At 44.9% G+C, this 26252-nt stretch carries 27 protein-coding genes and 1 pseudogene; 1 reads left to right on the forward strand and 27 read right to left on the reverse strand.

Annotated elements, in window-relative coordinates; genetic code table 11:
* Window positions 1-44: 44 nt before the first annotated feature.
* A complete protein-coding gene (locus QGT73_RS02500) occupies window positions 45-1190 on the reverse strand; it encodes a dicarboxylate/amino acid:cation symporter (RefSeq protein ID WP_280121277.1) in 1146 nt (381 codons plus the stop codon).
* Window positions 1187-3118 carry an NAD(+) synthase gene (locus QGT73_RS02505; protein WP_280121278.1) on the reverse strand — a complete coding sequence of 644 codons (1932 nt, stop codon included), beginning with the start codon at window positions 3116-3118 and terminating at the stop codon, window positions 1187-1189. Before QGT73_RS02505 ends, QGT73_RS02500 begins: the two co-directional genes overlap by 4 nt.
* 127 nt (window positions 3119-3245) lie before the next feature.
* On the opposite strand from QGT73_RS02505, the gene cls reads away from it, so the two are divergent.
* The gene (gene cls / locus QGT73_RS02510) at window positions 3246-4700 is read left to right on the forward strand and encodes a cardiolipin synthase (protein WP_280121279.1); all 1455 of its coding nucleotides are present in this window, start codon (window positions 3246-3248) and stop codon (window positions 4698-4700) included.
* Window positions 4701-4725: 25 nt separating this feature from the next.
* Here cls and QGT73_RS02515 read toward each other — a convergent pair whose 3' ends face one another.
* The 25 genes and pseudogenes from QGT73_RS02515 to QGT73_RS02640 all read right to left on the reverse strand — a co-directional run bounded on the left by QGT73_RS02515 (window position 4726) and on the right by QGT73_RS02640 (window position 26083).
* On the reverse strand, window positions 4726-5082 hold the full coding sequence (locus QGT73_RS02515) for a hypothetical protein (RefSeq protein WP_280121280.1): 357 nt from the start codon (window positions 5080-5082) through the stop codon (window positions 4726-4728).
* A 31-nt stretch (window positions 5083-5113) separates the two neighbouring features.
* Window positions 5114-5659, reverse strand: a complete 546-nt coding sequence (locus QGT73_RS02520; protein WP_280121281.1) for a hypothetical protein — start codon at window positions 5657-5659, stop codon at window positions 5114-5116.
* A 3-nt stretch (window positions 5660-5662) separates the two neighbouring features.
* On the reverse strand, window positions 5663-6076 hold the full coding sequence (locus QGT73_RS02525; protein WP_280121282.1) for a hypothetical protein: 414 nt from the start codon (window positions 6074-6076) through the stop codon (window positions 5663-5665).
* On the reverse strand, window positions 6073-6453 hold the full coding sequence (locus QGT73_RS02530) for a hypothetical protein (RefSeq protein ID WP_280121283.1): 381 nt from the start codon (window positions 6451-6453) through the stop codon (window positions 6073-6075). Before QGT73_RS02530 ends, QGT73_RS02525 begins: the two co-directional genes overlap by 4 nt.
* On the reverse strand, window positions 6450-7028 hold the full coding sequence (locus tag QGT73_RS02535) for a hypothetical protein (RefSeq protein ID WP_280121284.1): 579 nt from the start codon (window positions 7026-7028) through the stop codon (window positions 6450-6452). The genes QGT73_RS02530 and QGT73_RS02535 overlap by 4 nt, the downstream gene beginning before the upstream one ends.
* Window positions 7012-7644: a hypothetical protein gene (locus tag QGT73_RS02540; RefSeq protein ID WP_280121285.1), complete on the reverse strand. Its 633-nt coding sequence runs from the start codon at window positions 7642-7644 to the stop codon at window positions 7012-7014. Before QGT73_RS02540 ends, QGT73_RS02535 begins: the two co-directional genes overlap by 17 nt.
* A 251-nt stretch (window positions 7645-7895) precedes the next feature.
* Window positions 7896-8657, reverse strand: coding sequence for an Imm40 family immunity protein (gene imm40, locus QGT73_RS02545; RefSeq protein ID WP_280121286.1), 762 nt, complete (start codon window positions 8655-8657; stop codon window positions 7896-7898).
* The gene (locus tag QGT73_RS02550) at window positions 8654-9322 is read right to left on the reverse strand and encodes a hypothetical protein (RefSeq protein ID WP_280121287.1); all 669 of its coding nucleotides are present in this window, start codon (window positions 9320-9322) and stop codon (window positions 8654-8656) included. Before QGT73_RS02550 ends, imm40 begins: the two co-directional genes overlap by 4 nt.
* A 2-nt stretch (window positions 9323-9324) precedes the next feature.
* Window positions 9325-9894: a pentapeptide repeat-containing protein gene (locus QGT73_RS02555; RefSeq protein WP_280121288.1), complete on the reverse strand. Its 570-nt coding sequence runs from the start codon at window positions 9892-9894 to the stop codon at window positions 9325-9327.
* A 13-nt stretch (window positions 9895-9907) separates the two neighbouring features.
* The gene (locus tag QGT73_RS02560) at window positions 9908-10567 is read right to left on the reverse strand and encodes a hypothetical protein (RefSeq protein ID WP_280121289.1); all 660 of its coding nucleotides are present in this window, start codon (window positions 10565-10567) and stop codon (window positions 9908-9910) included.
* Entirely contained in the window at window positions 10551-11249 is a 699-nt protein-coding gene (locus tag QGT73_RS02565) for a hypothetical protein (protein ID WP_280121290.1), read from the reverse strand. The genes QGT73_RS02560 and QGT73_RS02565 overlap by 17 nt, the downstream gene beginning before the upstream one ends.
* Window positions 11242-12117, reverse strand: coding sequence for a hypothetical protein (locus QGT73_RS02570; RefSeq protein ID WP_280121291.1), 876 nt, complete (start codon window positions 12115-12117; stop codon window positions 11242-11244). The genes QGT73_RS02565 and QGT73_RS02570 overlap by 8 nt, the downstream gene beginning before the upstream one ends.
* 408 nt (window positions 12118-12525) lie before the next feature.
* Entirely contained in the window at window positions 12526-13257 is a 732-nt protein-coding gene (locus QGT73_RS02575) for a hypothetical protein (RefSeq protein WP_280121292.1), read from the reverse strand.
* Complete coding sequence (locus QGT73_RS02580) at window positions 13254-14567, reverse strand: hypothetical protein (RefSeq protein ID WP_280121293.1); 1314 nt, start codon at window positions 14565-14567, stop codon at window positions 13254-13256. Before QGT73_RS02580 ends, QGT73_RS02575 begins: the two co-directional genes overlap by 4 nt.
* Window positions 14564-15445: a hypothetical protein gene (locus QGT73_RS02585; RefSeq protein WP_280121294.1), complete on the reverse strand. Its 882-nt coding sequence runs from the start codon at window positions 15443-15445 to the stop codon at window positions 14564-14566. The genes QGT73_RS02580 and QGT73_RS02585 overlap by 4 nt, the downstream gene beginning before the upstream one ends.
* Window positions 15442-15999, reverse strand: coding sequence for a hypothetical protein (locus QGT73_RS02590; protein WP_280121295.1), 558 nt, complete (start codon window positions 15997-15999; stop codon window positions 15442-15444). The genes QGT73_RS02585 and QGT73_RS02590 overlap by 4 nt, the downstream gene beginning before the upstream one ends.
* Before the next feature lie 2 nt (window positions 16000-16001).
* A complete protein-coding gene (locus tag QGT73_RS02595) occupies window positions 16002-16466 on the reverse strand; it encodes a hypothetical protein (RefSeq protein WP_280121296.1) in 465 nt (154 codons plus the stop codon).
* A gap of 337 nt (window positions 16467-16803) precedes the next feature.
* Entirely contained in the window at window positions 16804-18879 is a 2076-nt protein-coding gene (locus QGT73_RS02600) for a DNA topoisomerase 3 (protein WP_280121297.1), read from the reverse strand.
* Window positions 18880-18913: 34 nt separating this feature from the next.
* The gene (locus tag QGT73_RS02605) at window positions 18914-19312 is read right to left on the reverse strand and encodes a hypothetical protein (protein ID WP_123616830.1); all 399 of its coding nucleotides are present in this window, start codon (window positions 19310-19312) and stop codon (window positions 18914-18916) included.
* A gap of 149 nt (window positions 19313-19461) precedes the next feature.
* On the reverse strand, window positions 19462-20568 hold the full coding sequence (locus tag QGT73_RS02610; protein WP_280121298.1) for an ABC transporter permease: 1107 nt from the start codon (window positions 20566-20568) through the stop codon (window positions 19462-19464).
* A 1-nt stretch (window position 20569) separates the two neighbouring features.
* Entirely contained in the window at window positions 20570-21622 is a 1053-nt protein-coding gene (locus tag QGT73_RS02615) for an ABC transporter permease (protein ID WP_280121299.1), read from the reverse strand.
* Window positions 21623-21626: 4 nt separating this feature from the next.
* Window positions 21627-23280 (reverse strand): annotated as a pseudogene (locus tag QGT73_RS17470) (ATP-binding cassette domain-containing protein).
* A complete protein-coding gene (locus QGT73_RS02630; RefSeq protein ID WP_280121301.1) occupies window positions 23277-24164 on the reverse strand; it encodes an HlyD family secretion protein in 888 nt (295 codons plus the stop codon). The pseudogene QGT73_RS17470 and the gene QGT73_RS02630 overlap by 4 nt, the downstream one beginning before the upstream one ends.
* Window positions 24161-25444 (reverse strand): TolC family protein, encoded by a 1284-nt coding sequence (locus QGT73_RS02635; protein ID WP_280121302.1) that lies wholly within the window; start codon window positions 25442-25444, stop codon window positions 24161-24163. Before QGT73_RS02635 ends, QGT73_RS02630 begins: the two co-directional genes overlap by 4 nt.
* 3 nt (window positions 25445-25447) lie before the next feature.
* The gene (locus QGT73_RS02640; RefSeq protein ID WP_280121303.1) at window positions 25448-26083 is read right to left on the reverse strand and encodes a TetR/AcrR family transcriptional regulator; all 636 of its coding nucleotides are present in this window, start codon (window positions 26081-26083) and stop codon (window positions 25448-25450) included.
* Window positions 26084-26252 lie beyond the last annotated feature (169 nt).

A 26252-nucleotide genomic window follows, 5' to 3' on the forward strand; every position in this document is an offset into this window, starting at 1 on the left:
GATCTCTATAAAAATCTCATTTATTGACTCCCGGACACCACTATTCACGCGACACGGTCGACAATAGCAGCAATAGCACCGTCGCCGGTGACATTGCAGGCTGTGCCAAACGAGTCCATCGCAATGTAGAGAGCTATCATCAGGGCAACGGTCTCCTGGTCAAATCCGAGAATTGACTGCAACAGACCGAGCGACGCCATTATGGCACCGCCCGGGATGCCGGGTGCCGCCACCATAGTGATGCCGAGCATAGTTATGAAATGGAGAAACAGTGGCAGGTCATGAGGCTGATTGTGCATAATCATGATGGCCAATGCGCATGCCACAATCTTAAGCGTACTGCCACTGAGATGGATAGTGGCGCAGAGCGGTATCACAAATCCGGCCGTATCCTCTCTCACCCCCATTTTGACAGCCTGACGGAGAGTCACAGGGATTGTGGCGGCTGACGACTGTGTGCCCAAAGCCGTGAAGTAGGCCGGAAGCATCGTCCTGAGCATACTCAGCGGATTGCGACGCGCAAAGGGCGCGGCGATGCAATACTGGAGTAGGAGCACAAACACGTGCAACACAAATATCACGCCGATTATCTTGATAAACCCGCGTAACATCATACCCACTTCACCCTCAACGGTCATTATCAGAAATATGCCGAAGATGTAGACTGGAAGCAGCGGTATGATGGCCGTGTTGATGGTTTTGCTGACAATGTCACGAAACTCGCTCATGCCTCTGCGAAGCGCGGTACCTGAGGAGAAAGCTATGCCAAGACCAAGCACAAACGAGAGCACAAGCGAAGTGGTGACACCCATCAGCGGAGGCATCTCTACAGTAAACCATGGCGTGAGCTTACTCACATCCTCCGCTGCCGAGAGCGATGTCTCGCCTCCGACAAGACCGGGAAACAGGGCCGAGCCCGTGAGATAGGAAATAAGTCCGGCCATGACAGTAAATCCATAGGCGAGCAATGCCGTGATTACAAGCAGACGTCCTGCGCGCCCACCGATGTCGGCGATGGCGAGCACAACGAACCCCACGATAATCATGGGTATCATGAAGCCGAGAAACTGCGAATAGATGGCATTGAAAGTAGCGCATAATTCACCCAGCCACTGCGGAGCGATATAACCTATCAGTATGCCAAGCACGATGGCTATGGCTATACGCGGGAGAAGTCCGAGCCGTTTCATTTGCGCCAGAGATTGGATGATGCATCAGAAGGCATACGCCAGTCGCCACGCGGAGAGAGACACACCGAGCCGACCTTGGGGCCGTCGGGCAGACATGAACGTTTGAACTGCTGCTGGAAAAACCGCTTCATGAACGTGTCGAGCCACTTGCGTATGGTGGCCTCGTCATACTCTTCTGACTTGAACGCATGGATGGCGAGATAATAGATGCGCTCCGGAGTGAATCCGTAGCGGAGCATATAATATAGAAAGAAGTCGTGAAGCTCATAGGGGCCTACGAGGTCTTCGGTGCGCTGCAATATCTCGCCGTCGGCAGCCGCGGGCACCAGCTCGGGGCTGATTGGGGTATCAATGATGTCGAGCAGAAGCTCCTTGACGGTGGACGAAGTCGAGTCAAGATGTGCGTAATAGTCCACAAGATGCTTTACAAGCGTCTTAGGCACTCCGGCATTGACACCATACATAGACATATGGTCACCGTTGTAGGTAGCCCATCCGAGAGCCAGCTCAGACAGGTCGCCTGTGCCGAGCACTATGCCTCCGAGGCGGTTGGACATATCCATAAGTATCTGGGTGCGCTCGCGAGCCTGACAGTTCTCATAGGTCACATCATGCACTGCCGGGTCGTGACCTATGGCCTCGAAATGAAGGTTTACCGCCTCGCCGATGGGTATCTCCATCGAAGTGACTCCGAGAGCTTCCATCAGACGAGTGGCATTGTTGTGAGTGCGGTCTGTGGTGCCGAATCCGGGCATTGTTATACCGGTAATGCCCTTACGGTCGAGGCCGAGACGGTCAAAAGTTCTGACAGCCACAAGCAATGCGAGTGTGGAGTCGAGTCCGCCCGATATGCCCACCACAAGCGACTTGCACCCGATGGCATCAAGGCGTTTGGCCAAGCCGGCCACCTGTATATTGAGTATCTCGTCACATCTTTCATGTTTGACCGACGTTTCTGCGGGCACAAAGGGATGAGGGTCGACATAACGCATGAGTCGGTCGGTGCGTCCCCACTGATAGCCTGAAGAACTTTTACCGCAAGAGTCGACGCTTATTGAAGCTGCACCCTCACGTTCGGCACAGTCGGCAAAGGTGGTCATGTGCATACGGTCACGCTCAAGGGCCTCAATGTCGACGTCGGCTATAACATAGTTGTCAGCCGGATCCCAACGCTTGTTGGCCGCAAGCATGCTACCGTTCTCTGCCACCATGGCCTTGCCGTCAAACACGAGGTCGGTTGACGATTCGCCCCACCCCGCACCGGCATAGACATAGGCACACAGGCAGCGGGCCGACTGCTGGGCCACAAGTTTGCACAGATAATCATATTTACCTATAAGATCGTCGGAGGCAGAGAGGTTGAGCACCACCTGCGCGCCCCCCATGGCCAGACGGCACGACGGAGGAACTGGCACCCACAGGTCTTCACATATCTCTATGCCCACCTTGGCTCCGTGGCTTGAAAACACGCAGTCGTTGCTCATGCGACATACTACACGGCCGACAGTGACATCGGCCGAAATGCCCTGTGGCAGCGGACGCCACCATCTGCGCTCGTAAAACTCGTTATAATTCGGCACATAGCTCTTGGCCACGAGTGAGACCGAACCGTCGCGCAAAAACGCGGCACAATTATAGACCGCCCCGGCATGCACCACCGGCAGTCCGACGGCAAAATGTATGGGATGACTCATGGAGTAGTCCCTGAGACGGGCGAGCGCGTCGGCAGCAGCATCAATCAGCGTGCGGTTATGAAACAGGTCGGCACACGTATAGCCCGTGAGCGACATCTCGGGAAACACAGCCAGTTCCACTTTGCTGTCAACCAGCTTATCGAGCATCGCGATGATTCCCGACAAATTGTAGTCCACATCGGCCACTCGCACCCGGGGTGCACACGAGGCCACACGCAGAAATCCGTTATGCATATCTATATGTTTTTTGACTTACACAAGTCGATTTATTCCATAAAACATCCCAAAGTTAACGAAATTTTTGCGATATTTGCGATTGTAAAACATAAAATTTCCGTTTGCTGTGTCTACACCCCTGCATATGCCATTGCTTTTTTCCTACATCAATGCGCTGATGTGGGCCTTTGTCGCGGCCTATGCCATGCTGATTACCACGCTCATAGTAGCCGTATTGAGCGAAAACCGCAATCCGCTCAAGGCTCTCGGATGGGTCATGGCCCTGCTGCTGTTTCCGGTGGGAGGGGCAGTGCTTTATTTTGTATTCGGGCGCAGCATGCGTAATGTCAAGATGATCTCGCGCCGCAACCGCCGACGGCTGCTCAATGCCGAGTCACACCGCCCCATGCCCAAACTCAGTCGGCAGCTCTCGCCCGAAAACCGACGCCGCATCATGCTTGGCTATTCGGTAGCCGAGGCAATGGTCTATTCACCTAACAGTGTCGAGGTAATCAATGATGGGAGCCGCATGTTTGAGGCCCTGTTTGACGATCTGCGCCGCGCCCGCAAATACATCAACCTGCAGTTTTACATCATAGCCAATGACCCGCTCGGACGACAACTCGGCGATATACTGATAGAGCGCGCCAAGGCCGGAGTCAAGATTAGGGTCATATATGACTACGTGGGTTCGTTTGGCTCGCACAGCCAGATATTATTCAACCGTCTGCGCTCCCACGGCATAGAGGTACACTCGTTTTTCCGCATACAGTTTCCCGAAAAGCTCGGCCGACTCAACTGGCGCAACCACCGCAAAGCCGTAATAATCGATGGACTCATCGGCTATATCGGCGGCATAAATGTGGCACAAAGATATGTCGACGGCGGATCATTCGGATGTTGGCGCGACATGGCCGTGCGCCTCACCGGCCCAGGAGTCCTCGCCCTGCAACACAACTTTGCCATTGACTGGAAATTCATGGGTTATGACCTCATAACCGATGAGCCGGCCGATTCTTATCCGATGGCTATGAGAGAGAGAACTATCGACGACGTGCTTGTGCAGATCATAGCCTCGGGCCCGACCAACCGTTGGGGCAACACCCATATGCTTTTCATCAAAGCTATATCGGGAGCAAAAAACCGCATCTATATCCAGACTCCCTACTTCCTGCCGAGCGAGGGATTGCTGACAGCGTTGCAATGTGCAGCCCTCTCGGGCGTGGATGTGCGTGTGATGCTTCCGCGCAAATCCGACTCAGCCGTCCTCACCCATGCCTCGACAAGCTATGTGGAGGAGTGTCTGCTGGCCGGCATGAAGATATACTTCTACAATGCCGGAATGCTCCACGGCAAGGTGCTACTGGTCGATGACGACTTTGTGACATTAGGCTCGACCAACTTTGATTATCGCAGTTTCGAGCACAATTTTGAGGAGAATATCGTGATGTACTCGCCCGAAGTCAATGCTGAGATAGCCCGACTGTTCAAAAAAGACCAGGAGGACTGTACTCTCGTCAAACTCAGCGAGTGGAACCGACGCCAACGTGCTCTCAAAGCCCGCGAATCACTCTGTCGCCTCCTCAGCCCGATACTCTGAGCAAAATTAGTGGGCCATGCACTGTTTATTGCCGTTGCCCGGTTGGTGCAAATCGTATAATAAGGAAATAAACAAGTAATGCAATTGAATGAATAGAGTTCAGCAGCAGTGCCAAAAACCACCATGTCAGTCCGGCTCCATAATGGCTATCGAAGACAAGATTGTAGCTCAATATGGCATTATAGGCTAACATCACAATCAGATTGCCTGACGCGGCTCTCGGTCTGACCCTGTGACACAGCCATGTCGATAACAGCGACAGCGCATAAGCCGCACCGAGCAACGCCGTATCCTCGTTCCAACCTCCTGCCATACAACTCACAATCGCCAATAGGAGAAGCACAAGCCATGCTATCCAAAATCGTTTATCGGTCAGTTTCATTGTATTAATGAAATAGTTATGACAAAGCACCTTAATCTTCAAAAATAGTTTTTAATGATGGATCAGCAATTTCAAAAGTCCATTCGTAGTCGTATGAGTCCACGAAAACTATAGTATCGTTTTGGGCTTTCTTATGCAGAATTACTATATTCTTCTTTTTCTGTATTACATTTTCTAATTCAATAACTTGAGTTAATGGGTCGATAAATATCCCAAATGACTCTCCATTGGTTAGTCGCACCTTCTTCCCCATCTTACCCCAACGTTCTAAACTTACAACCGTATCGTTGATTTCTGCATCAAAGCATTTCTGATATTCTTTTGTTCTATTTTGATACCCGATAGAGTTAACCGTGGCTAATAAAACAAGTAATACAGATACACCCAAATAAGACCAACTGTATTTATTCAGAAAATCTATGCAGTTAAGTTTTATTTGTTTTTTCTTTGATGTGACAAGGAATGCAATCGTCATCCATACATAAAACAGGATAGGGACAGCGATAATATTATAGAGGGCATATGTGCAGGTTATCATGACACATATTGTTAAGACTACAATAGTTCTGAGTTTCATATCTTACTGTGCTTTAATGTTATAACGTTTTACATACAGCCACATTCCTGCTGATAGCGGTATAATAGTGAATCCCCATGAAATCAGGGAAATCATGAAGTATGCCAATCCTGTAAAACCGTCTTGGATTCTTAGCCCTGCCCATATAAAGGATAAGACATTTATAAAAGGACATACAACTATCCAACAAAGAAATGAATATTGAATCCAATTCAAATTTCCAATTTTACGATATGCAATTAGTCCGCCAATGATATATGCAAACTCCCAAATTAAGAAAAGCTCTGCATTAATACTATGGAACAATTCCACGAAATTATCTTTCATAAGTACAAGCCCTGTAAAGACGCTTATCATAATCGGCATTAGGACTATTATGCCGATATAAACCCAAAATTGTTTATTTTTCAGCTTCATAGCTTCTTTGTAATGAATCCAAGACTAAACATAATGATTAAAACTGTAGCCGCAAACAGAATTGTTGAGCCATAGATGACAAACAACCGCTGGTACAGCCTCTTCATACTGGAATAATGCTCCATTATCTCCTTGCGGCGTTGCTCGGTATAGCGCAGTCTGCAAAAGATTTCGGGCAAAAATAATAGAGCGAGCCCGCATATTATCGCTGCCGGATTTCCAAAGAGTCGGTACATCACCGGCAGCAGTAACGGAACAAGGAGTCCAAACGACCAAACAAAGCTCAGCGTCAGACTTCCGCTTGATGGGCTGCCACCTTTTTCCCTCAAAGCCTCGCCAATATACCAGATGTAATCAAACAGATAATATCGTTTCATGATATATTCCCTGTTAATGATAAATAATCCTTTTGTATCAGATATGTCGCTAATCTTCCCTGCATGTATAATTTAGCCGCATAGCCCAAGGGCACTTGTTGCTCGCTGCAACGAATGGCCGCTACATAGACCGGGATATTTATGATTGGGAACATGACCAAAACCGAATATGACACATTTACACGATACTGAGTCAGTTCATACTGGTTATATTTGAATCTGATGTAATAGAGGTTCAGCAGATATACGTTCACATAGCCTAATGTCAGGAAATACAATAGTCTAAGTCGTTTACTACGGACTACTGACACAAGCCGTTTATATATCATTGGCGAATACATTGTCAGCCATAATGTAAAATTGGAGAAAAGCATGAGAATTATCCCAAACGCTCCAAATATTTTCAACAATGTCAACGATTTACCCATTTCCCCGAACAGGCATACTATGGCAGTCGCCAACATACACCATAAATCAATGGCGAGCAACACGGCAAACGCAATAAAGAGCCAAAAGAATAGCTCATTGACCGCGTTTCCACATCTGTTCCAAAATCGTTTATCGGTCAGTTTCATGGTATTCAAGGAGTTTTCGGGTTGAGTTTATGATGTCTTTCCATGACGCGCCGCCAAGCTCAAAAGACAGGGCGCGGGAATAATCCCAGTCAAGACCTTTGCCATCGGTGGCTTTCCGGGTGGGCAAAATCTCCAGAGTGCGGCTGTCGTGTTTCAGAAGCACTCCTGTGGAGTGTTGGTAAAGCTGTCGCCATGAGCGTTGCTTCATGGCTTTGATCAGTTCCGCGTTTTTCAGCTCCACATATTTGCCATGCAGACTTGTATGGAATATTTCCATGAGAGTATTCTCAAATTCTCCGTTACTACAGCCTATGGGGAGGAATTTAATCGGGAGACTCGCAGTGACATTATATACCGTAACAAATATATATTCCTTGTCGGTGCGGTAAATACGACACCTTCCAGTGCCATCCAACTCCGGGCAACTGTCGTTGTATTTTCGATTGATTTTTCGCCACCGGTATAGGGCCAGAATAATCGCGGCGATGACGAATATTGCGACCGAACCATACGACGGGCCTTCATAATATTTAAACACCGTCATATTATTCTCCGGGTTATCTTTCTGATACACCACACCTATGCTGTCGCCAACGGCAAAACCATTAGCATGCATACCACCTTTATATGTTACACCATTCACTGTAAAGTTGTAATATATTATAGGACCACTTGTGCCTATGTAGCCAATATCTGAAATTACAGTCGATGTATGTTTCGGATTTGCCGACAAAGCATTGTATTTGTGGTTTTGGAAATACAAACCTCCGATAAGAAATGGCACGAGAATCAGCAACATAGCACCAAATGGCAAGTGCCTCTCACCCCGCCGTCCAAAGAAAAACCGATATATTTTGCTGTCAGATTTCATTCGTCTATATGTCCTTTAACGATACTGAAAAATATATTAGCATTGTCCGGATATTTTTTGATATAGTCGCAGGTAACTTGACAACTTCGGGCAACATACTCATACGAAGTTTCAGAGTTATTCCGATTACAATACCAATTGTCGAATATTGGTTTAATGTTACCATTATTAAAGAGATACACGTCTCCACCAAGAATAGGTATATTTGAATTGTAATACACCTCCGCTATTCTCAGAGCTTCACTCTTGGTATAGGCAATTCCATCCACACCAATTGATTCAAGTGAAATACTCCTTAACTTCATACCTGTTGCCACCGTTGTCTTTGCTCTAAAACAAAGTGAGGCTACAAAAGCGGTAACCATAGTCGGAAGAAATGAAACAATACTCCATATCAATATTATTACCAATGTTAAATCTAAAGCTGAAAAACCTACATACTCGTCAGCAGATACATCGTCAGATACTTCAGTTGGTGCAAGCCAATCTATAACAAATATGATTGCAAAAATGACCGCTAAGGCGACAGCGGAGAACAAATAAGTAGTGAGTCCAAGTTTTAACCAAGCGCAAGACCTATTGCTCTTCCAAGCCACAGCGTGCCCGATTAGGTATGTGATAAGAATTATGATACAAATGGGTAAGACATCAGAATCTAACCTGAGTTTGTAAAATAATTCCATCTGTCCGACTGTCAAAGCCGTTGACAGTATGGCAAATGCCTCAAATATCCAAAATCGTTTATCGGTCAGCTTCATATTTGTTCAAGATAAGCAACAATTCGTGAAAAAGAGGACTTCATCTCGTTTGTGAAATCTTCTTTTTTCACGATTCGTTGGTACATTCGTTTAACGTTTTCGTAATCAGCGTTATTGGAGAGTTTGGCAGAAATTAGACCAACCATACAATGAGTATCAAGACCGGAACAATATGGACTATATTGTTCTATTGGCATAGTATTGAATAGCCGGTCTATTGAATCGATACAGTCATATTGAGAGAGAAAATCCAATGCAATAGGAAGTAATGGAGACAGCCCCATATCAAGCCGATTGTAGTCGTCATACTCATTGTCTGTAAGAATAAAGCGGTCTGTTTTGGCAACCTGCATTTTCCATCTTAAATCCGGATTAAATCCTTGCAGTTTTATTCTTTGAAGCAATAAAAGATTTATAAATGCAGAAAGGTTCAGAGTGAAGCCACATTCATTGCATATTGTGGTTATCTCTCCATAGTCCACACTGACATACGGAAATATGTTTACCTCAAAACCCCATGAACAATAAGTGAAGAATATTTCATCAGTACGACTGCCGACTTTTCGACTCAACGCAAATCGACCTCTGAGAATCTTGAAACCGTTAGCAGCGGCGAATGGCTCCAAGGTGGAGAAAATATGCTTTTTAACGTCCTGTATCTTCATAATCACATCCTGTTTATGATAGTGTAAGGCATTAGAACCTTTGATAAATCAATACCTCCACGAAAATCTACATCAGTAAAACTTGCTTCGGAAAAGTCAACATCCTCCAATCGTCCTTTATTAGACACTAAAAATGATAATTTATTTCCATAATAATAGCTGTCGAACTTCGGCCCGCAAAACACGCATCCATAAATCTTTCCGACAAATTTGCACTTTGAAAATGAAGCGGCAATGAATGTGGTATTGAAGTCGCAGTTAATAAACGTACAACCTATGAAATCAGCAATTCCGAGACTTCTTAATTTGACATTTTCAAAAGTGCAACCCATATAGACAGTTTTCCGCAACAAGACAGAAGTCCGTCCACCCATAGAGAAATGTTGTAACTTACCGCCATTGAAAACACATTCTATAAATCGACACCCTCTTGCAAGGACATCGGAAAAATCACATCCAAGAAATTGACATCGCTCAAATCTCTTTTTAGTCCACCACACGGCAACACCTCCATTACAAAATGAGGCGCGCTTAAAAATCTGATTGCTATATTGTTTATCGGTCAGTTTCATATCTTTATTCCGTTTACGGCCATCGCTTTTCTATCATTATGCCATCGCGTGTGTAATACTTCCACGTTCCGATATTGTCGGTGTAATCTCCTTCTCTATCCCAATCATGGAGCATCCACCCTTCGGCTGCAAGTTTGCCATCCTCATAGTATTGACGACAATAGATTAGCGAATCCGGAGCCGATGGGTAGATCGTGTTGACACTGTCGGAATTTGCACAAAGACTATCATACTTCCATACCGGTCTATATGACTGGAACACTTCTTTGAATAGTGCTTCACGTTTTTCCGATGACAGTTCTGTGTCATAATTCCACCGCCAGTATTTTCGTTGTGAATAATAGATATAATCCTCATCAGGTCCGAAAGTAACAGTAAGCCAATATTTCCCGTCTTTAGTCGGCTCATAATATAAAATATAGCCTTGATAATCGTATGTTTCTTTATTGTCTTCAAATGGAGCTCCCAACTCATGGAGGTTCACAGGGAGTTTCCCATATTTATTTTGGAAATCTTCAATTTTTACAATGATTTCATTGCCGACTCGTTCTATTTCAGCGGTTTTGACAACCATAGTTCTTTTGCATGAAATAACAATCGCAATCAACATCGCGACAATAAACAGCACCATATAAGTATGCGAGTTCCAAAATCGTTTATCTGTCAGCTTCATATATAAGTTTGTCATTTTGTTTGTAGTTCCAGAATTTTCGGTAGCAGTTGCCTACCTGATCGTAGTATTTCCAAGTGCCAAATTCTTTCAAATATGCAGGGAGCTGATGAGACCTAACGGCTACCCATCCTTCCATCCTCAATGTATCGCCTGATAAGAATTTCAAATAGGCTATGGAATCTCCTTTAACTTCAATATCATTGTCCAAGAGTAATATAACATTATCATTCTTTCGTAGATTATCTATTTTTATTTGCATATTTGCTCGTGGGCTGTAAAAGACGTTGTAAATTCCTCTAATAGTATCAACATTAATAGGTGGCTCAAATTCCCAAAGCTCGTAGTCGTACCACTTCTTATCTTCCGATGAATATTGCCATATTTTGTGAGTCTGATCCCACCACTCCAATATATATTCATTGTTAGAATAATCTGTTCTTATGAGATTTAAACTATTTCCTTTATAACAGTATAATCCTGGTGTCTGCTCAAACCCTAATTCCGACAAAGATGCAGGCAAACGTCCATTTTTATTGATGTAACTGTCTACTCTTGCAACAATCTCGGATTGTTCAGCCTCTCTATATCGTTTGACACTAAACCCCATCTTTGTAAGAACAGTAAGGAACAATATAACTATAGCTCCAATGATAACTCCTGCTATTTTCTGCCACCTATTCATAACTCCAATGTTTCATCTGTTTAATACGGATTTTCTCGACAACCATAATGCTGTCTTTTTCCCGGGCTGAAAGCGGGCCTACATATTTATCTCCATAACTCAACCGACTATCAACTGCTGTGACTATCCACCAATAATCATTGTTTTGCTCAATGATTATTGTAGAATCATTCCACCATACTTGTCGGATATTTGCAATGAATGGCGGTGCATCTTTATAACCGAGTTTTGAAACGAATACAGGGTAATCTTCCTCACTTTCTCCATATAATCCCTCACCATAAGTGAATACAGAGTAATTCTCAGTCAGGTCATGACGATTGTTGCAGGACAATAGTGCGAATAGTACAAACAAACCAATAGCGAACAGGATTATCCTGCCGAGATACATGTTTTGTGCATGTGATGATTGGCTGTCATAGACTTCTGAGCCGCCAAACTGCTCAATGGCAGTGATAACACTTTTGTTGCGGCAATATTTCCCGGATAGTCTTACCGAAAAACTCTTTGGACGTTTAGCTTCGGATAATAATATTATGTCCAGCACTCTATAAAAGAGGCTTCCACTCCCATAGGACTGTATATAGCATACTGTGCATTTCGCTATTTCAGACCATTTCAGCGTCGCGGTTTTGCTCCATTCTTTAGATGTAATCCCATTGGCATCAATTCTAAGGTAGTCACGACCGAATCGGGAATATTTGAAGACATACACCAATGTGAATATTCCGAAAAACGATGTACCAACGATTGCTCCGACAGGCCAAACGTCTGAGCAACCCCAATAGATGTTGAAAGCCAAACAGACAAGGCAGAAAAGAGGAAACGTAAAAGCCTCTTTTGCCGTATAGCAATCTTGTGATTTCATCGCTTGCCTCCTTCCAATATGAATCCGTTATTAACTGCCCACATGAAAATAAAAACGCAACAGATGCTGAAAATGCCGCCAATGAGGAATACAGCCGCATAAAACTTGTCAGTTCTTGAAATTTCAATAGACAGCGTATCGTTTAATCTGTCGCCTCGAAGATATTTTAGATAAAATATAGTTCCCGTCAAGCAACATAACATGATATTGAATAGTGTCAGGCTTTTTAGCCCGAACAATACAGATGAGCCTATAATATTACCAAATGAGAATAAAACAACTGTTGTAATACTGAATAAGTAAAGATACAATGCGAATAACATCATGCCCATAGAAATGAATACGGGCATATCACCATTTCCGATACGCTCCTGAAAACGGTAATAACACACAAATATCTTCTGCCACCTATTCATAGTCATAACGTGAAGTGTATGATTGGTATTGGATGTTGTTCATTTTCAGATATTCCTCAAAGTTTTTATAACGACGGAAACTTTGGAGATAATCTTTGTATGCCGGATAATATCTGCGGCAATCGTTGATCAGAGTTTCACAAAGTGGCGTGTCTAATTTTTTTGATAGATACTCAAATTCATCTATATCTTTCAGCATTGCCGGAATATCCGTTATACTTGCGCCATTCATGCCATTTAATATGCCCGTCGGCATTTCATGGATGGAAAACTCAAGAAAATACTTGAATGCATGATATTTGTATCTGAGCGCATCAACATTATCCTCATCATGTTCAAGCAGCATATCTGCAAGTTGAAACGGCTCGTATTTATATTTACAAAACTTACAGAATAGTTCAAGCGGACTATTGGTGTTCAGATAAGAATCCTCATGACCGCAAAAACAATGGAACAAGAATTTTAGCCCCTCAAAACCGCCATTCTCCAAATCTATGGCAATTTGAGGACATATAACCTTGTTGATAAACTGATTGTTGCAACAAATTTTACTATGCTTAGTCCAAAAATTCTGAATTTCTCCGATGGTAATATGTTCATTGTCATACTCTTTTTTCTCCCATTCAGAGAGCATTGTATGTCGCTGTTTCCTTTCCGACTTGCTTAATCCATCTTCTCGAAAACTGCTGCTAATTGCAAGATAATCAGATAATATCAGTTTCATTGGCTGCCTCCTTTCTTCCATTGGGCAATTAGTCTTTTGGTGCGTGAGACAATCACAGGATTGTCGCTGTATTCAACCAACCAATTGGCTGTATCATGGGCGTATTCCGGAATGACATCTACAAACAGTCGTGAAGCCCAATACATCGACTGCTCATAAATTGCCATAAGTTCAATCATTTCGTCTATCGCGTCATGGGCTATGAGATATTTGGCGGCGTTTTCAATGTCCCATCGGCTATTGGCCTGTTCTTTCTTGTCGCTGTTGGCTACCGCAGCGAAATACATCAGCGATGCTTGCTCAAAGAAAGAATACGCGTCGTCTTTGTCGTTATAATCAAGCCGTTCACGCCAAAGCGCGAAAAACTCCTTGGCTGAAATCAACGAGTATGTACCCTCGGTCCAATCGACACCGCGCTCAATGAAATAATGGGCTTCTTCAGATTGAAATCCGCAATCGTTGTCAATATAATATTCTTCTCTCGGCTCTGTCCTTATCGCACGGCTTATGACATTTCCGGCGTTGCTTTCAAAAAAGATTGTACCTAACTCTCCATGATACTCGGCATAATAGTCACCTTGATAGTTCATGCCGTCAAGTTCGTGGAACGCGTCACGAAACGCAGTCATACTGCAACTTTTCATTGACTTGTAATTGGTTTCAGCGACTATATCGGCATAGATACATCCGGGGATGTGGGCCATCGCGCAGTTGGCTTTAATGCCACGCCTCGCCAACATTGCCTCAAACGCATCCAATCGTGCGGAAGCATCCTTATCGACATCCGAGGGGTCGAGCCACACTCTTGCCTGTCCGTCAAAAATGCCGTCAGCGGTTCGCAGTCCATACAGGGCGTTGGTGGAATAGTCAAATGTCTGGAAATACTTTTCGCGCATCTTCCAGTCGCCATGACGTATCTTGTCTTTGGGCATAAATGTTTTCAGGAATTTCACCCACCGTCTGCGCCAACGGCTGATATACCACGAAATGCCGAATGCCACGGATACGATACACAGTAGCATTATTCCCTGCATATCGCCTTCCGTCGCCACTTTGTATGTAACAAAAACTGCCATACCCCCAAGGTATATGATACCGACTGCATAGACTATGCCGACACCGATTTTCTTCAGAATGGTTTTAGCCCGTTCAGGAATCCTGATTTTACCATTGTCATATAGCTTGACAATAAGGAAGGTCACAGCAAGAACCCCAATGACGATTAACACAGCCAATGGTCTGTCCGCCATTCTGCCAATAGCGGAAATCAGCACACACGCCACGCCTATTTTATACCATATCGGCTTCATCGTGCGACCCTCCTTTCCAGGTTGGTGATAAACTCACGCACTTCGTCGGGCGACATATACGACATGGAATGCTTAGGGAATGATATCATTGGGATGCTATCGGAATTTGTCTGCCATTTTGATACGATGACCGAATCTTCCGGCTCATAGTCGATATGATACATTACCGAATCTTTGTAAAAGATTTCTTTGTCCTCATATCTGATTCCAGCAAAATTATCAGGGAATACAAATGAGCTGCAATAGCTGTAATCACCCATAGGCTGAGCCGCATAAACGGATTCAATTAATCTATCAATGATATGAGCATGATCCTGATACCTTACCGTGTCGGGGTGATACACTGTGCAATCAAGAGGCAAGACCCATGCTACTGATATTTCCCCATGTCCGTATCCATAGAAACATCCTGCCACTGTATCAACTCCAAACTCATCAATATTTTGTTTATAGTGGCTATATATAGCGTTTTTAGACAACGCCCGAATGAAGATGCCGTGTTTTTCTCCCAAACGAAGCACCTCCGAATGAAGCAGAAAACCATGATGTTGATATAAGACAAATTTTCCTGAAGTTGCACGCACAGTAATCCAGTCCTCATTATACATGATTGACGCAAAAGGCAACAGAAATAACAATGATACGATAAAATCAACGCGCAGCCATAACCTTAGGACTTTCGGCTTTTCAAGTTTCCGGCTTATGGGCCATGCAACCAACCCGATTGCATATCCTGTTATAATTATCCAATTTAGAAGATTCCAACGCCATAAATCAGGATACCCTCCCAAACTTTTCATATAACTGGCGAGAGGGAGCAACGCAAGTTGCTCCCACACCAGCACAAGCACAATCTTATATCGGAGAGAGGTTTTCATATCTTGGCTTTTGGAATTAATGTGATTGATTCAAGTTTGGCAACATTGGTTGAAATCGGCTTGATTGTAAGCCTTACATCGTACTGTTCAGAAAGTAGCTTTACATTTGGGTAGTTGTTGAGATTGCAACTTCTCCAAAATGGAGTTCCATTATAACGGAAACATACCTCTGCTGTTCGATTTGTTGAATATCCATTTAGAGAAGTTACTAAGGTTGTTGGAACGATGGACTGCGCCTTTATATTCCAATAGCTAAAGACAGCAAGGAAAACTGAAAGTCCACCTATAGCAGCAGATTTCAAATACTTGCCATATTGAGCTTTCCGCGAGAAAACAAAACAACCGATTGCTACAAGCCATACGGCAATCATCAGGAAATCATATATCCGACTGGAGATAAGAAATCCTCTTGAAATCCATAACACTGCACCCATGAGCGCGATGATCGCCCATAGGGAATAGTCAACCGTCCGAGTACGAATTGCCTTATATATATTCATACCAACAGCATAGACGATAACGACAATGAATATGTATCTCAAAACATCTTCCATATTTAGAAGGGAATATAGCTGTTACCATTGGGCAATTTATGCTTATAAAGTGATGCAGTTCTTAATGTAGACACAGACGTGTCATTAAATACGAATTTTCTGTTATGAGTATTTATCTCGATTCTATCTAATGATGATGAAAAATTCTCAGGCAATGGGGCTATTATAAACACTTTGGATGTGTCTGAGGCAAAGACTCCTACATAATCATCTGATGAATGGATTTCGTTTTTCATTATTTCAAATTTTGTTGGCTCCAACTCTATGAGGCAGTAAGGGCCACCAATGATTTGTTTGTCTGTTATATGCCCTTCGATAGAATATTCTACTTTTGCAAAGTAGCCATCTTGTGTTTTTTTGAAATTATGAGTGAAATATGAGAATAACCCAATGAGGCACATAGATGCAATTAAGACGCAAGCCAATCCGCACAATATCCAAAACGATATTTTAAAACCTTTATTCATTGCTTGCCTCCTTTCCGCTCAAAATTATTTACACAGCCCCATAAAAGTGGGCATAAGGCAAAGAAGCAACTTTGCACCCACAAGTTACCAAAGAGAGCAAGGCCAACACACATAATCATTATTTTAGAGAGAGTCGCCATACGCAAAGTTACAACATTTTTTGTAACTCAATGATATTCGGCAAGAAAAAAACGATCAATGCGACTTTTAGATACAATACAGACCCACGGTCAGAGTTATTGCGTTTACTCTGACCGTGGGCATATATCTTAAGGTATAATTATTCTACAATGGCGCGACCCCTCTAAACTTTAAGTTTTAAACTCTCAATATCCTTCTACGACTTTTTAAGCTTTTTGGCGAGTTTGGCCGGGGTAAGAGTCTCGGGATAGTCGGTAAAATTGAGGCGCAGGGTACATCCCTCCTTGTAACGGCTACAACCGAAAGCCGTGCGACCTTTGAGAATATGCCCCTGACCGCATTGCGGACATGTCACCTGCTCAAATTTGGTCGTGCGTGGCGCACGCGGTTTGGTCGGCTTGGGCTTGTCTCCTCCGGCAGATGCCTGTCCGTCCGACGCCCCACCCTTGCCCGAACTCTTGGCCTCTGTGACACCGGTGTTGATTTTGCTGAAACTATTATCGCTTAGCACATTGATGACTATCTCGTTCATCAGCGTCTTTAGCTCGTCGATAAACTGCGCTGCCGAATAGTCACCTCGCTCTATGCGTCGCAGTTTGTTTTCCCACAGGCCGGTGAGTTTCGCACTTTTGAGCAATTCCTCCTTGATGGTGCCTATCAGGTCGATGCCGGCCTGAGTGGCCATAATGTTTTTACGCACACGGGTTATGTAACGACGCTTGAACAACGTTTCTATAATTGAAGCACGAGTCGAAGGACGTCCGATACCGTTCTCCTTCATGGCTTCACGCAAACTCTCGTCGTCGACAGTCTTGCCGGCACTCTCCATCGCCCGCAGCAGTGTTCCCTCAGTATAGTATTTAGGTGGCTGTGTGGTCTTTTTGAGCAGAGATGGCTCCTGTGGGCCCGACTCGCCCACTGCAAACTCGGGCAATATCTTGTCGTCACTGTCAGGAGTGGTCTCCTCCTTGTCTTTTGGCTCGTTGGTTCCGGCATAGACCTCGCGCCATCCCGGCGAAGTGATTACTTTGCCGGTTGCCTTAAACTGACGCTCCTCCACCTCACCGAGCACCGTAGTGGTCATGAAGCGGCAATCGGGGTAAAACACAGCGATAAAACGCAGGGCGATGAGATGATAGAGCTTGCGCTCGTCACCCACCAGCACCGTGGGCGACTGGCCGGTAGGTATGATGGCATGGTGGTCGGTCACCTTGGAGTTGTCAAACACCTTTTTGCTCTTCTCGATCTTGCCGCCAAGCAATGTGGCGGTGAGGGTCGAGTAAGGCGTCATGCTACCGAGTATGTCGGGAATTTTGGGATACAAGTCATCGCTGAGATAGGTCGTGTCGACGCGGGGATAGGTCGTGACCTTCTTTTCATAGAGAGTCTGTATAAGCCTCAGTGTCTGCTCGGCCGTCCATCCCCACTTCTTGTTGGTCTCCACCTGGAGCGATGTGAGATCAAAGAGCCTCGGGGCAGACTCGCGCCCCTGCTTCTGCTGGACATCCTTGATGGTCATGGGCTTGTCACGTAGAGTCTCAAGCACAGCCTCGGCCTCCTCGAGTGAGGTGAAGCGACCGGAAGTGGCATTGAATGTCACGTCGCGATAGGTAGATTTCAATTCCCAGAAATCCTCGGGCTTGAAACGCTCTATCTCGAAATGACGCTGCACTATGAGTGCGAGTGTCGGAGTCTGCACACGACCAATGGAAAGCACATTGCCGGGCGACGAATATTTTAGCGAGAAGAGGCGCGTCCCGTTCATGCCGAGTATCCAATCGCCTATGGCACGAGAGAGTCCCGCATGATAGAGATTGTTGAACTTCTCCTCCGGCTCCAGTTTGGCAAATCCTTCACGAATCGACTCATCTGTAAGCGATGAAATCCACAGCCGCTTGACCGGACATTTCACGCCTGCCTTCTGCATCACCCACCGCTGTATAAGTTCACCCTCCTGGCCGGCATCACCACAGTTGATGATCTCCTCAGCCTGGGCGGCAAGTGTCTCTATGACATGAAACTGTTTTTCATACGATTCTTCGGGTATCAATTTTATGCCGAATTTGGCGGGAATCATCGGCAACACGCCGAGCGACCACCGCTTCCATCCCTCGGTGTAGTCGTGCGGTTCCTTAAGCTGACACAGGTGACCGAAAGTCCAGGTCACACAGTAACCCGACCCCTCAAAATAGCCCCCGCGGGGCGCATCGGCTCCAAGAATTTTGGCTATATCCTTGGCCACACTCGGTTTCTCGGTAATGCAGAGCTTCAATTTTTCGTGATTAACAGACTGGTTTATTGTTGAGCTACTTTCGTTTTATCGTTGTGACCGACTCGCCGCGGGTAGTAGTGAGGATAAGCTGCGCGGCTTTAAGAGGCTTGACGGCCGGGAAGTCTATCTCGACAGGAATCTCGCCATCATCCTCCCACTGGAAGTAACGTTTGAAGTCAACTCCGTCGATGTCAGTGGCCGAGAGCGAACGTTTGCCCGACAAGAGAGAGGCGGCATCCACACGTCCCGAGGTGTGCGGCCGCCCGACAAACTTTCCGTACACACGTGTCAGATCGGAGCGATAGTCCACACTGTCGACCACCACAGCCATCACAGGATCAGTGGTCGAAGTATACTTCACCATGCGGGGAGCAGCCACACAGGTCACGGCCATGACACTCACGGCCATCACAAACATATAGAGTCTATTCATAATGCTGGCAATATCGTTTTACGCGCCACAAAATTACTAAAATTTGATTACCTGAGCAAATTCACGTCCTAACGGATTACGTATCAGTTAGGACGTTGAGCAATAAACAAATCTTCGGCCCCATGTTTAATGTAACAGTGTTGAACCGGCTACGCCCTCTTTTTATAAGTAGCTGATGCTATTAGCAATAATATGATAGAGAAGGCTGCCAGAATCAGGTATTGGGTGCGAAGTTCAATAACTGTTGCACCTTTAAGATATACCGCTCTCATTATCTCTATAAAATAGCGTGGAGGGATGGCATATGTTATAGCCTGCGCCCATGGAGGCATTGATCCTATGGGAGTGAATAGCCCGCTCATCAACTGAAAAATCATGATGAAGGCAAACATTACAAATATACTTTGCAGCATTGTGGCCGACTGATTTGCGATAGATACTCCCAACCCTGACATGACGAGACTAAACAATATGGCAGCGAGGTAAATAGCTCCAATGTTGCCCTCCGGTATGAGTCCATATACAAGCCAGCCGACAAGCATTCCGACAGTTACGACTATCAGTCCGATAATCCAGAATGGTATAAGCTTCGATAAAACGAATGTGAGACGACTCACCGGAGTCACGTTCATCGCATCTAAGGTACCTTCTTCCTTTTCGCTGACAAGATTTAATGCCGGCAAAAATCCGCAGATGATAATGAGAAGTACTACCATAAGGGCCGGTATCATATAATTACGGAAGTCGAGAGTCGGATTGTATCGGTTTATCACACTTGGTTCAGAAGAGGTTGCTGACAAACCATTTTCAGTTTGCCATTGCCTTAACGTCTCAATCACCGACTGTGCTACATATCGTGCTCCGAGCATACCTTTGGAGGCATTTACTCCATTGGACTCTATATCTACCACAGTGCCATTCTCCTGAAATTTTTTGGAATAATCATATGGAATTGTGAGCAATACGTCGGCATAACCGTTTTCAATAGCATCCATTGCCTCAGAATGTGAGTTACATATCGCTGCAACAGTTATTGCATCCGCAGCGTCGGCATCTGCGATGATGCGTCGTGACAACAGGCTATGGTCGTTGTCGATGACAGCGACATTCACATTCTTCACATCAAGATTTGCCACCAACGGAATGAAAAGCATCACCATCAGCGGCATTACAAGAATTATTTTCGGTATTATAGGATTGCGACGCATCAGAGTGATTTCCTTGCGAAGCAGAGCCTTCAGTATCTGCGGATTCATATCACTTCGACGAATTGAATTTCTTTATTGAAAGTGCCAATAATATTATTGTCATTACAGCCAAGACACATACGTTTGTCAAGACGAGACTAAGGTCGAGTTGCTGAATCATCAACTTCCGCATAGCATCAACATACCATCTTGCAGGTATTACACAAGACAGCCACCGGAGAGGCTGTGGCATATTATCAATCGGGAATATCATACCCGACAGCATTATGACAGGAAGCATGAATCCTACAGCCGATACAATCAGAGCTGTAAGCTGGCTGCTTACAAGTGTAGACACCAGTAGTCCTATTGACAGCGAAAGCACAATATACAGGAGCGAGACTGACACAACATTAAATATGCTCGCTGATACAGGCAACCCGAGTACTGTATATGAAATCAGCAGCATCATCAACAAGATAATGCACGACAATATAAAATAAGGTATCAACTTGCCGAGAATAATAGTGTAGGGCTTTGCAGGTGAGACAAGAAGAAGATTCATTGTGCCTGTCTCTTTCTCGCGAACTATAGACACGGATGTCATTATAGCGCATATAAGTATGAAAATCATCCCGAGTATTCCGGGTACAAAGTTATACGCGCTCTTCATCTGCGGATTATAAAGAGTGTATGTCAATATCGGACTTATAGCCGGATTGGCTGACCCCAACACCCCTTGCACATAGCCGGTAACGGCCTGCGCGATGATAGGATTGGAGGCATCGACCACAATCTGCGCTTTGACTTGACCGTCGACAGTTCTTAAAAACATGACTGCATCCGACTCTCCTTTGCGCAGGAGTCGGTCAGCATCTCCGGCAGAAACAAGACCCTGAAATGAGAAATATTCGTTTACGCTGAACCGCTCAATAATATCACGCGTCATATCATTATGTCGATCGACAACGGTGGCTAATCTTACATTGTTGACCTCTGTGGATATTGCAAATCCGAAAAGGAGCAGAAGCACAACCGGCATGATTACTGTTATGACCATAGTGCGTCTGTCTCGCACAATCTGTATGGCTTCCTTTTTTACAAGTGACCGGAATATACTCATGGCTTTACTCTCCTCTGATTGCATCCTTTGCGACTATACAGAACACTTCATCCATAGTCGTGACATTGTATTCCTTTTTAAGCCCCGCAGGTGTATCCAACGCACTTATGCGACCGTCAACCATTATTGACACACGGTTACAGTATTCTGCTTCATCGAGATAATGTGTAGTGACAAACACAGTCATCCCCTCTGAGGCAGCTCTATATATCAGTTCCCAAAATCTGCGACGATTCACAGGGTCGACTCCACCGGTAGGCTCGTCAAGAAACACAATCTCCGGATGATGAATGGTGGCAGCGGCAAACGCGAGTTTCTGTTTCCAGCCTATGGGAAGACTTTTGACCATCGATTTGCGCATATCCGTCATTTCAAGTTGTTTGTATATGCGCTCTGACGCCTCGCGAAAACTTTGTTTGTCCATACCGTATATGGTCGAAAACAACCGTAAATTTTCGTCTACCGTAAGATTGCCATATAGTGAGAATTTCTGACTCATGTATCCGATTTTTCTTTTTATATATTCTGCCTGACCATTTATATCACAACCGGCCACTTCTCCTGTCCCTGATGACGGATAGCTCAGTCCGCACAGCATACGCATGGCTGTTGTCTTGCCTGCACCGTTGGCTCCAAGGAAACCGAAAATCTCACCTCGGCAGACTTCAAATGAAATATGATCAACAGCAGTAAACGAGCCGAAACATTTTGTCAGATTCCTTACTGATATTACTCTATCTCTATTATCCTCCATTGGATGTCAGTTTTATGAATAAATCCTCGATATCTCCTTTGATTGGATAGATTTTTGCATCCGCTACGCCTTCTTTCTCAAGTATGGTCATAATAGACCTCGTATTGAAATCATGGCTGCCGACCACATGAAGTGTCGCACCAAATGTGTAGCAATCGATTACTTGTGGAAGCAGTCTCAGCAATTTCAGAAGTCGGAACATGTCGGATGCCACGGCGGCATACAGATTTCCGCCGACTTGCTTTAAAAGATTTGCAGTCGTGTCGGTCGCAAGAATCTTTCCTTGGTTCATCATGGCTATACGATCACAGCGTGAAGCCTCATCCATATATGATGTTGATACCATTATTGTGATTCCTTTCTTCTTAAGAACTGTCAGCATATCCCAGAGTTCACTGCGCGACACGGCATCGACACCTGTGGTCGGTTCATCGAGGAGAAGGACGTCTGGCTTGTGAATCAGAGCGCAACCAAGAGCCAATTTCTGCTTCATGCCTCCCGAAAGAGCTCCGGCCAAACGGGTAGGAAACTTCTCAAGCTGCCCGAATATAGGGGCAATGAAATCATAGTTATCTTTGACCGAAACGCCGAAAATATTAGCAAAAAACTTAAGATTCTCCGCCACAGTGAGATCCTGATAAAGAGAGAATTTCTCAGGCATATATCCGATTCGTGTACGTAGCTGTCGGAAATCTTTCACCGTATCAAGTCCACACACAGTGGTCGTCCCGGAGTCCGGCGCAAGCAAGGTGGCAAGAATCATGTAAAGGCTGCTTTTACCGGCTCCATCCGGACCGATCAGACCGAACAATTCACCTTTCTCCACCCTGATATCCACATTGTCGAGAGCAACGATATCTCCATATCGCTTGGTCACACCTGATATGTCAATAGGATATGTCATAGCCTAACCTCTCCATATTGGCCGAGTTTCAACCGACCGTCATTCTTCACCAATATTTTCACCGCATAGACCAGATTGGCGCGGCTGTCGCTGGTCTGAATGGATTTCGGCGTAAATTCACTTTCCTGGGCTATCCATGAGATTGTACCCGGATATTCATACTGCTTGTCACAGCCAAAATCAGCAATTACAGTTACGATCTGGCCCAGTTTAAGCTCGGCAAGTTGAGATGTAGTGAAATAGGCGCGAAGATAAATCCTGTCAAGGTCAGCAAGCTTGCATAGTGGTCGGCCCGGTGTGGCAAATTCACCCGGCTCGGCATATTTGACAAGTACAGTACCACTGATAGGAGATTTGACACTGCTCTTTGCAATCTGTTCCTCTATCTGTTCCGTCTGATACTGTATGGCGACGGCATTGTCACTTATCGAGTTGCGATTATTGTCAAGAGTGGATAGTAATGCCGTGAGCTGAGCCTGCATAACTCTCAACTGAGCCTGAGCGTCGTCATATTGCTTCTGAGTCGTAGCTCCGTCAGACAACAGTCGGTCGAAACGGTTACATTCCTGTTGTTGGTGGGAGATTTGCGAACGCAGTGCGGCAGCCTGTGCCGCAATATCGGGTGACGCGCTTTCAGTGGACTGTCTCAGGCTATTCAACTGCCTTTGCTGGAGTACAAGCATGGCAGTGTCGATTACCGCCAGTCTCTGTCCGGCAATAACGCTATCACCCTCACTGATGGGGAAAGAGAGAATTTTACCGGATGTTTCGGCTGAAACTGTAACTGTTGTAGCCTCAAAAATTCCGGTTGCATCATAATCGGGGGCTGAATTACAGGCCGTCATCAGCGTGGCGAGCACGGTCGGGAATAATATCTTTTTCATTGGTTGAGAATGTATTTCAGTTTATATATTTCTTGACGTAGCTGTATATCATGGTATCTTGATGTCAATCTGGCAACATTCTCATCAGTTATTTTGGTAAGAAGTGCGGTAGCGTCAATCACACCATTGTCAAGTTGTGACTCTGCTGCTTTCCTGACATTCTTCCTTAATTCCACAATCCTTGCGTCATCCATGATTATACTTTGCATACCGTTTATGCTAACCATCTGAGATATAGCCTGAAGTCGGTTGTTGAATAAAAACAGGTCTCTGTCGGTAGCAATCCCGGCATTGTTCACCGATGTACGCCGCCGAGTGTTCTTACGTGTATAGAATGAGTCGATGTTCCATGACACTTTCACTCCCGCCAATATGTTGAATGAGAGATTACGCTCCATCATACTCTTGAAATAATCTAATCCTGGATAACCGTAATATGCCTGTGCAAACAATCCGATGCGTGGCATAAGTGACACATTCGCCATTTTGTCGGCGGCATTGTTGGCAGCCACCTGTTTATCGAATAGTTTTAGCTCCGGACGCTTTGAATTATCTGACAACGGCATAGTTGAGTCAGGCATAATTAATACTTCTGAAATCACATCTTCCCCCATAAATATGCCCAACACCCGACGGTAACCTTCGGCAGTAAATTGAGCCTGCCGTATGACCTGCTTGAGATCAAGGGCCTGCGCTTCAACCATATCCACATCGCTTTGCATTGCGGTCCCGTTTTTCAGCATTGCACGCATTTTCTCAAGATTTGCCGTAAGAAGGTCATAGGTAATGTGGTTTTGTGCGATCTGTTCCTCTGTGAGCAATATAGCGAAATATACATTTTCCACTCGCTGACGCACTGCATACATCTCCACATCAAGTGACACTTGTTTCACCGCTTCCTGTGCTCGGACATGTTCCCGTCCGGCTCTCGATGCGCCACCATCCCAGATAGTCTGTAAAAAATCAATCCCGGCTTTATATTGAAATCGGTCTATTCCTTTAACCTCCTGCCCCATCTGTTGCAATACACCGGACAGAGCGTCAGGGAAAGATGGGACAATATTCTGTCCGGATGCCTGGCCATACAAACCGATTCGCGGCAACCATCCCTTGTTTATATCCGACAGTTCAATATCCGTGGTCGTTTCAAGCAGGCCATACTTGCGTATAAGCGGATAGTTTTCCATTGCTTTGCTGACACATTCTTCAATTGTCACCGCAGCGTGGACTCCGCAGCAACTCGACATTGCGAGTAAAAGACTGAGCAATTTCGTTTTCATAAATCATGGCTTGAGTTTTCTCATTATTGTGTCGTAATTCTCCACCTTGCGACAAGCAAGTAACTGTTCAAAACTTTCATAGTAGCCGGCAAATGCAGTCTTTATTATAGGAGAAGCCCTAAAAGTGAACAGATTAAGAGACGCAATGTCAATAAGCAACATCCCGGCATCCACTTTACGGCAGATGCCTTTTTCAGCAGCATAGTCGATTTTACTCTGCATGGCAGATATGAACATAGGAGCATATTCTCTCAACTTCTCGGTAAATTGAGTGGCCTTATTCTGATTACTATAGACTTCTGAAATTATGAAGCGAGGTAAATCAGGATTATCGGCAAGAAAATCGAAATGTCTCTCTATTATGTTTTGTATCATCACATCAAATGGTAGAGACATATCCTCCAATGGTGTAAAGAGAGCCTGTCGTAGTGTAGCGATAACATCCTGAAGAATCCTGTCAAAAAGCTTCTCTTTTGTGCGGAAATAATAATGCAGCATGGCGTGTGTTACACCTGCCGCCTCTGCTATTGATGTCGTTCGAGCCCCGGCAAACCCTTTAGCTATAAACTCCTGTTTGGCTGCCAGAATAATCTTCTGCTCAGTATCTATATGCGGATTCTCTTTTTGCTTATTTTGCATAACATTTATGTTTATCAATATGGTTTAACAAAATTGTTAGCGCAGATTTAGAAATAAAATTATGAAGTTGTTCAAACTTATTTCGAGATGTTAATAATACAGTAAAATAATAAAAATACAGCGCATTCAGCAAAGGGCGCACTATATTATAGTTCCCACACTCTAATAT

The sequence above is a fragment of the Duncaniella muricolitica genome, assembly GCF_910574735.1.
In the GTDB taxonomy this organism is placed as follows: domain Bacteria; phylum Bacteroidota; class Bacteroidia; order Bacteroidales; family Muribaculaceae; genus Duncaniella; species Duncaniella muricolitica.

What these genes read in the sequence shown, in the direction of transcription:
- QGT73_RS02515 (WP_280121280.1), bottom strand. Translation starts at nt 5,082, where the DNA reads ATGAAACTGACCGATAAACGATTTTGGATAGCATGGCTTGTGCTTCTC.
- QGT73_RS02565 (WP_280121290.1), bottom strand. Translation starts at nt 11,249, where the DNA reads ATGAATAGGTGGCAGAAAATAGCAGGAGTTATCATTGGAGCTATAGTT.
- QGT73_RS02535 (WP_280121284.1), bottom strand. Translation starts at nt 7,028, where the DNA reads ATGAAACTGACCGATAAACGATTTTGGAACAGATGTGGAAACGCGGTC.
- QGT73_RS02530 (WP_280121283.1), bottom strand. Translation starts at nt 6,453, where the DNA reads ATGAAACGATATTATCTGTTTGATTACATCTGGTATATTGGCGAGGCT.
- QGT73_RS02585 (WP_280121294.1), bottom strand. Translation starts at nt 15,445, where the DNA reads ATGAAAACCTCTCTCCGATATAAGATTGTGCTTGTGCTGGTGTGGGAG.
- QGT73_RS02640 (WP_280121303.1), bottom strand. Translation starts at nt 26,083, where the DNA reads ATGCAAAATAAGCAAAAAGAGAATCCGCATATAGATACTGAGCAGAAG.
- QGT73_RS02595 (WP_280121296.1), bottom strand. Translation starts at nt 16,466, where the DNA reads ATGAATAAAGGTTTTAAAATATCGTTTTGGATATTGTGCGGATTGGCT.
- QGT73_RS02505 (WP_280121278.1), bottom strand. Translation starts at nt 3,118, where the DNA reads ATGCATAACGGATTTCTGCGTGTGGCCTCGTGTGCACCCCGGGTGCGA.
- QGT73_RS02630 (WP_280121301.1), bottom strand. Translation starts at nt 24,164, where the DNA reads ATGAAAAAGATATTATTCCCGACCGTGCTCGCCACGCTGATGACGGCC.
- QGT73_RS02540 (WP_280121285.1), bottom strand. Translation starts at nt 7,644, where the DNA reads ATGCATGCTAATGGTTTTGCCGTTGGCGACAGCATAGGTGTGGTGTAT.
- QGT73_RS02570 (WP_280121291.1), bottom strand. Translation starts at nt 12,117, where the DNA reads ATGAAATCACAAGATTGCTATACGGCAAAAGAGGCTTTTACGTTTCCT.
- QGT73_RS02555 (WP_280121288.1), bottom strand. Translation starts at nt 9,894, where the DNA reads ATGAAACTGACCGATAAACAATATAGCAATCAGATTTTTAAGCGCGCC.
- QGT73_RS02525 (WP_280121282.1), bottom strand. Translation starts at nt 6,076, where the DNA reads ATGAAGCTGAAAAATAAACAATTTTGGGTTTATATCGGCATAATAGTC.
- cls (WP_280121279.1), top strand. Translation starts at nt 3,246, where the DNA reads ATGCCATTGCTTTTTTCCTACATCAATGCGCTGATGTGGGCCTTTGTC.
- imm40 (WP_280121286.1), bottom strand. Translation starts at nt 8,657, where the DNA reads ATGAAGCTGACCGATAAACGATTTTGGATATTTGAGGCATTTGCCATA.
- QGT73_RS02500 (WP_280121277.1), bottom strand. Translation starts at nt 1,190, where the DNA reads ATGAAACGGCTCGGACTTCTCCCGCGTATAGCCATAGCCATCGTGCTT.
- QGT73_RS02550 (WP_280121287.1), bottom strand. Translation starts at nt 9,322, where the DNA reads ATGAAGATACAGGACGTTAAAAAGCATATTTTCTCCACCTTGGAGCCA.
- QGT73_RS02635 (WP_280121302.1), bottom strand. Translation starts at nt 25,444, where the DNA reads ATGAAAACGAAATTGCTCAGTCTTTTACTCGCAATGTCGAGTTGCTGC.
- QGT73_RS02605 (WP_123616830.1), bottom strand. Translation starts at nt 19,312, where the DNA reads ATGAATAGACTCTATATGTTTGTGATGGCCGTGAGTGTCATGGCCGTG.
- QGT73_RS02610 (WP_280121298.1), bottom strand. Translation starts at nt 20,568, where the DNA reads ATGAATCCGCAGATACTGAAGGCTCTGCTTCGCAAGGAAATCACTCTG.
- QGT73_RS02575 (WP_280121292.1), bottom strand. Translation starts at nt 13,257, where the DNA reads ATGAAACTGATATTATCTGATTATCTTGCAATTAGCAGCAGTTTTCGA.
- QGT73_RS02580 (WP_280121293.1), bottom strand. Translation starts at nt 14,567, where the DNA reads ATGAAGCCGATATGGTATAAAATAGGCGTGGCGTGTGTGCTGATTTCC.
- QGT73_RS02560 (WP_280121289.1), bottom strand. Translation starts at nt 10,567, where the DNA reads ATGAAGCTGACAGATAAACGATTTTGGAACTCGCATACTTATATGGTG.
- QGT73_RS02520 (WP_280121281.1), bottom strand. Translation starts at nt 5,659, where the DNA reads ATGAAACTCAGAACTATTGTAGTCTTAACAATATGTGTCATGATAACC.
- QGT73_RS02615 (WP_280121299.1), bottom strand. Translation starts at nt 21,622, where the DNA reads ATGAGTATATTCCGGTCACTTGTAAAAAAGGAAGCCATACAGATTGTG.
- QGT73_RS02590 (WP_280121295.1), bottom strand. Translation starts at nt 15,999, where the DNA reads ATGGAAGATGTTTTGAGATACATATTCATTGTCGTTATCGTCTATGCT.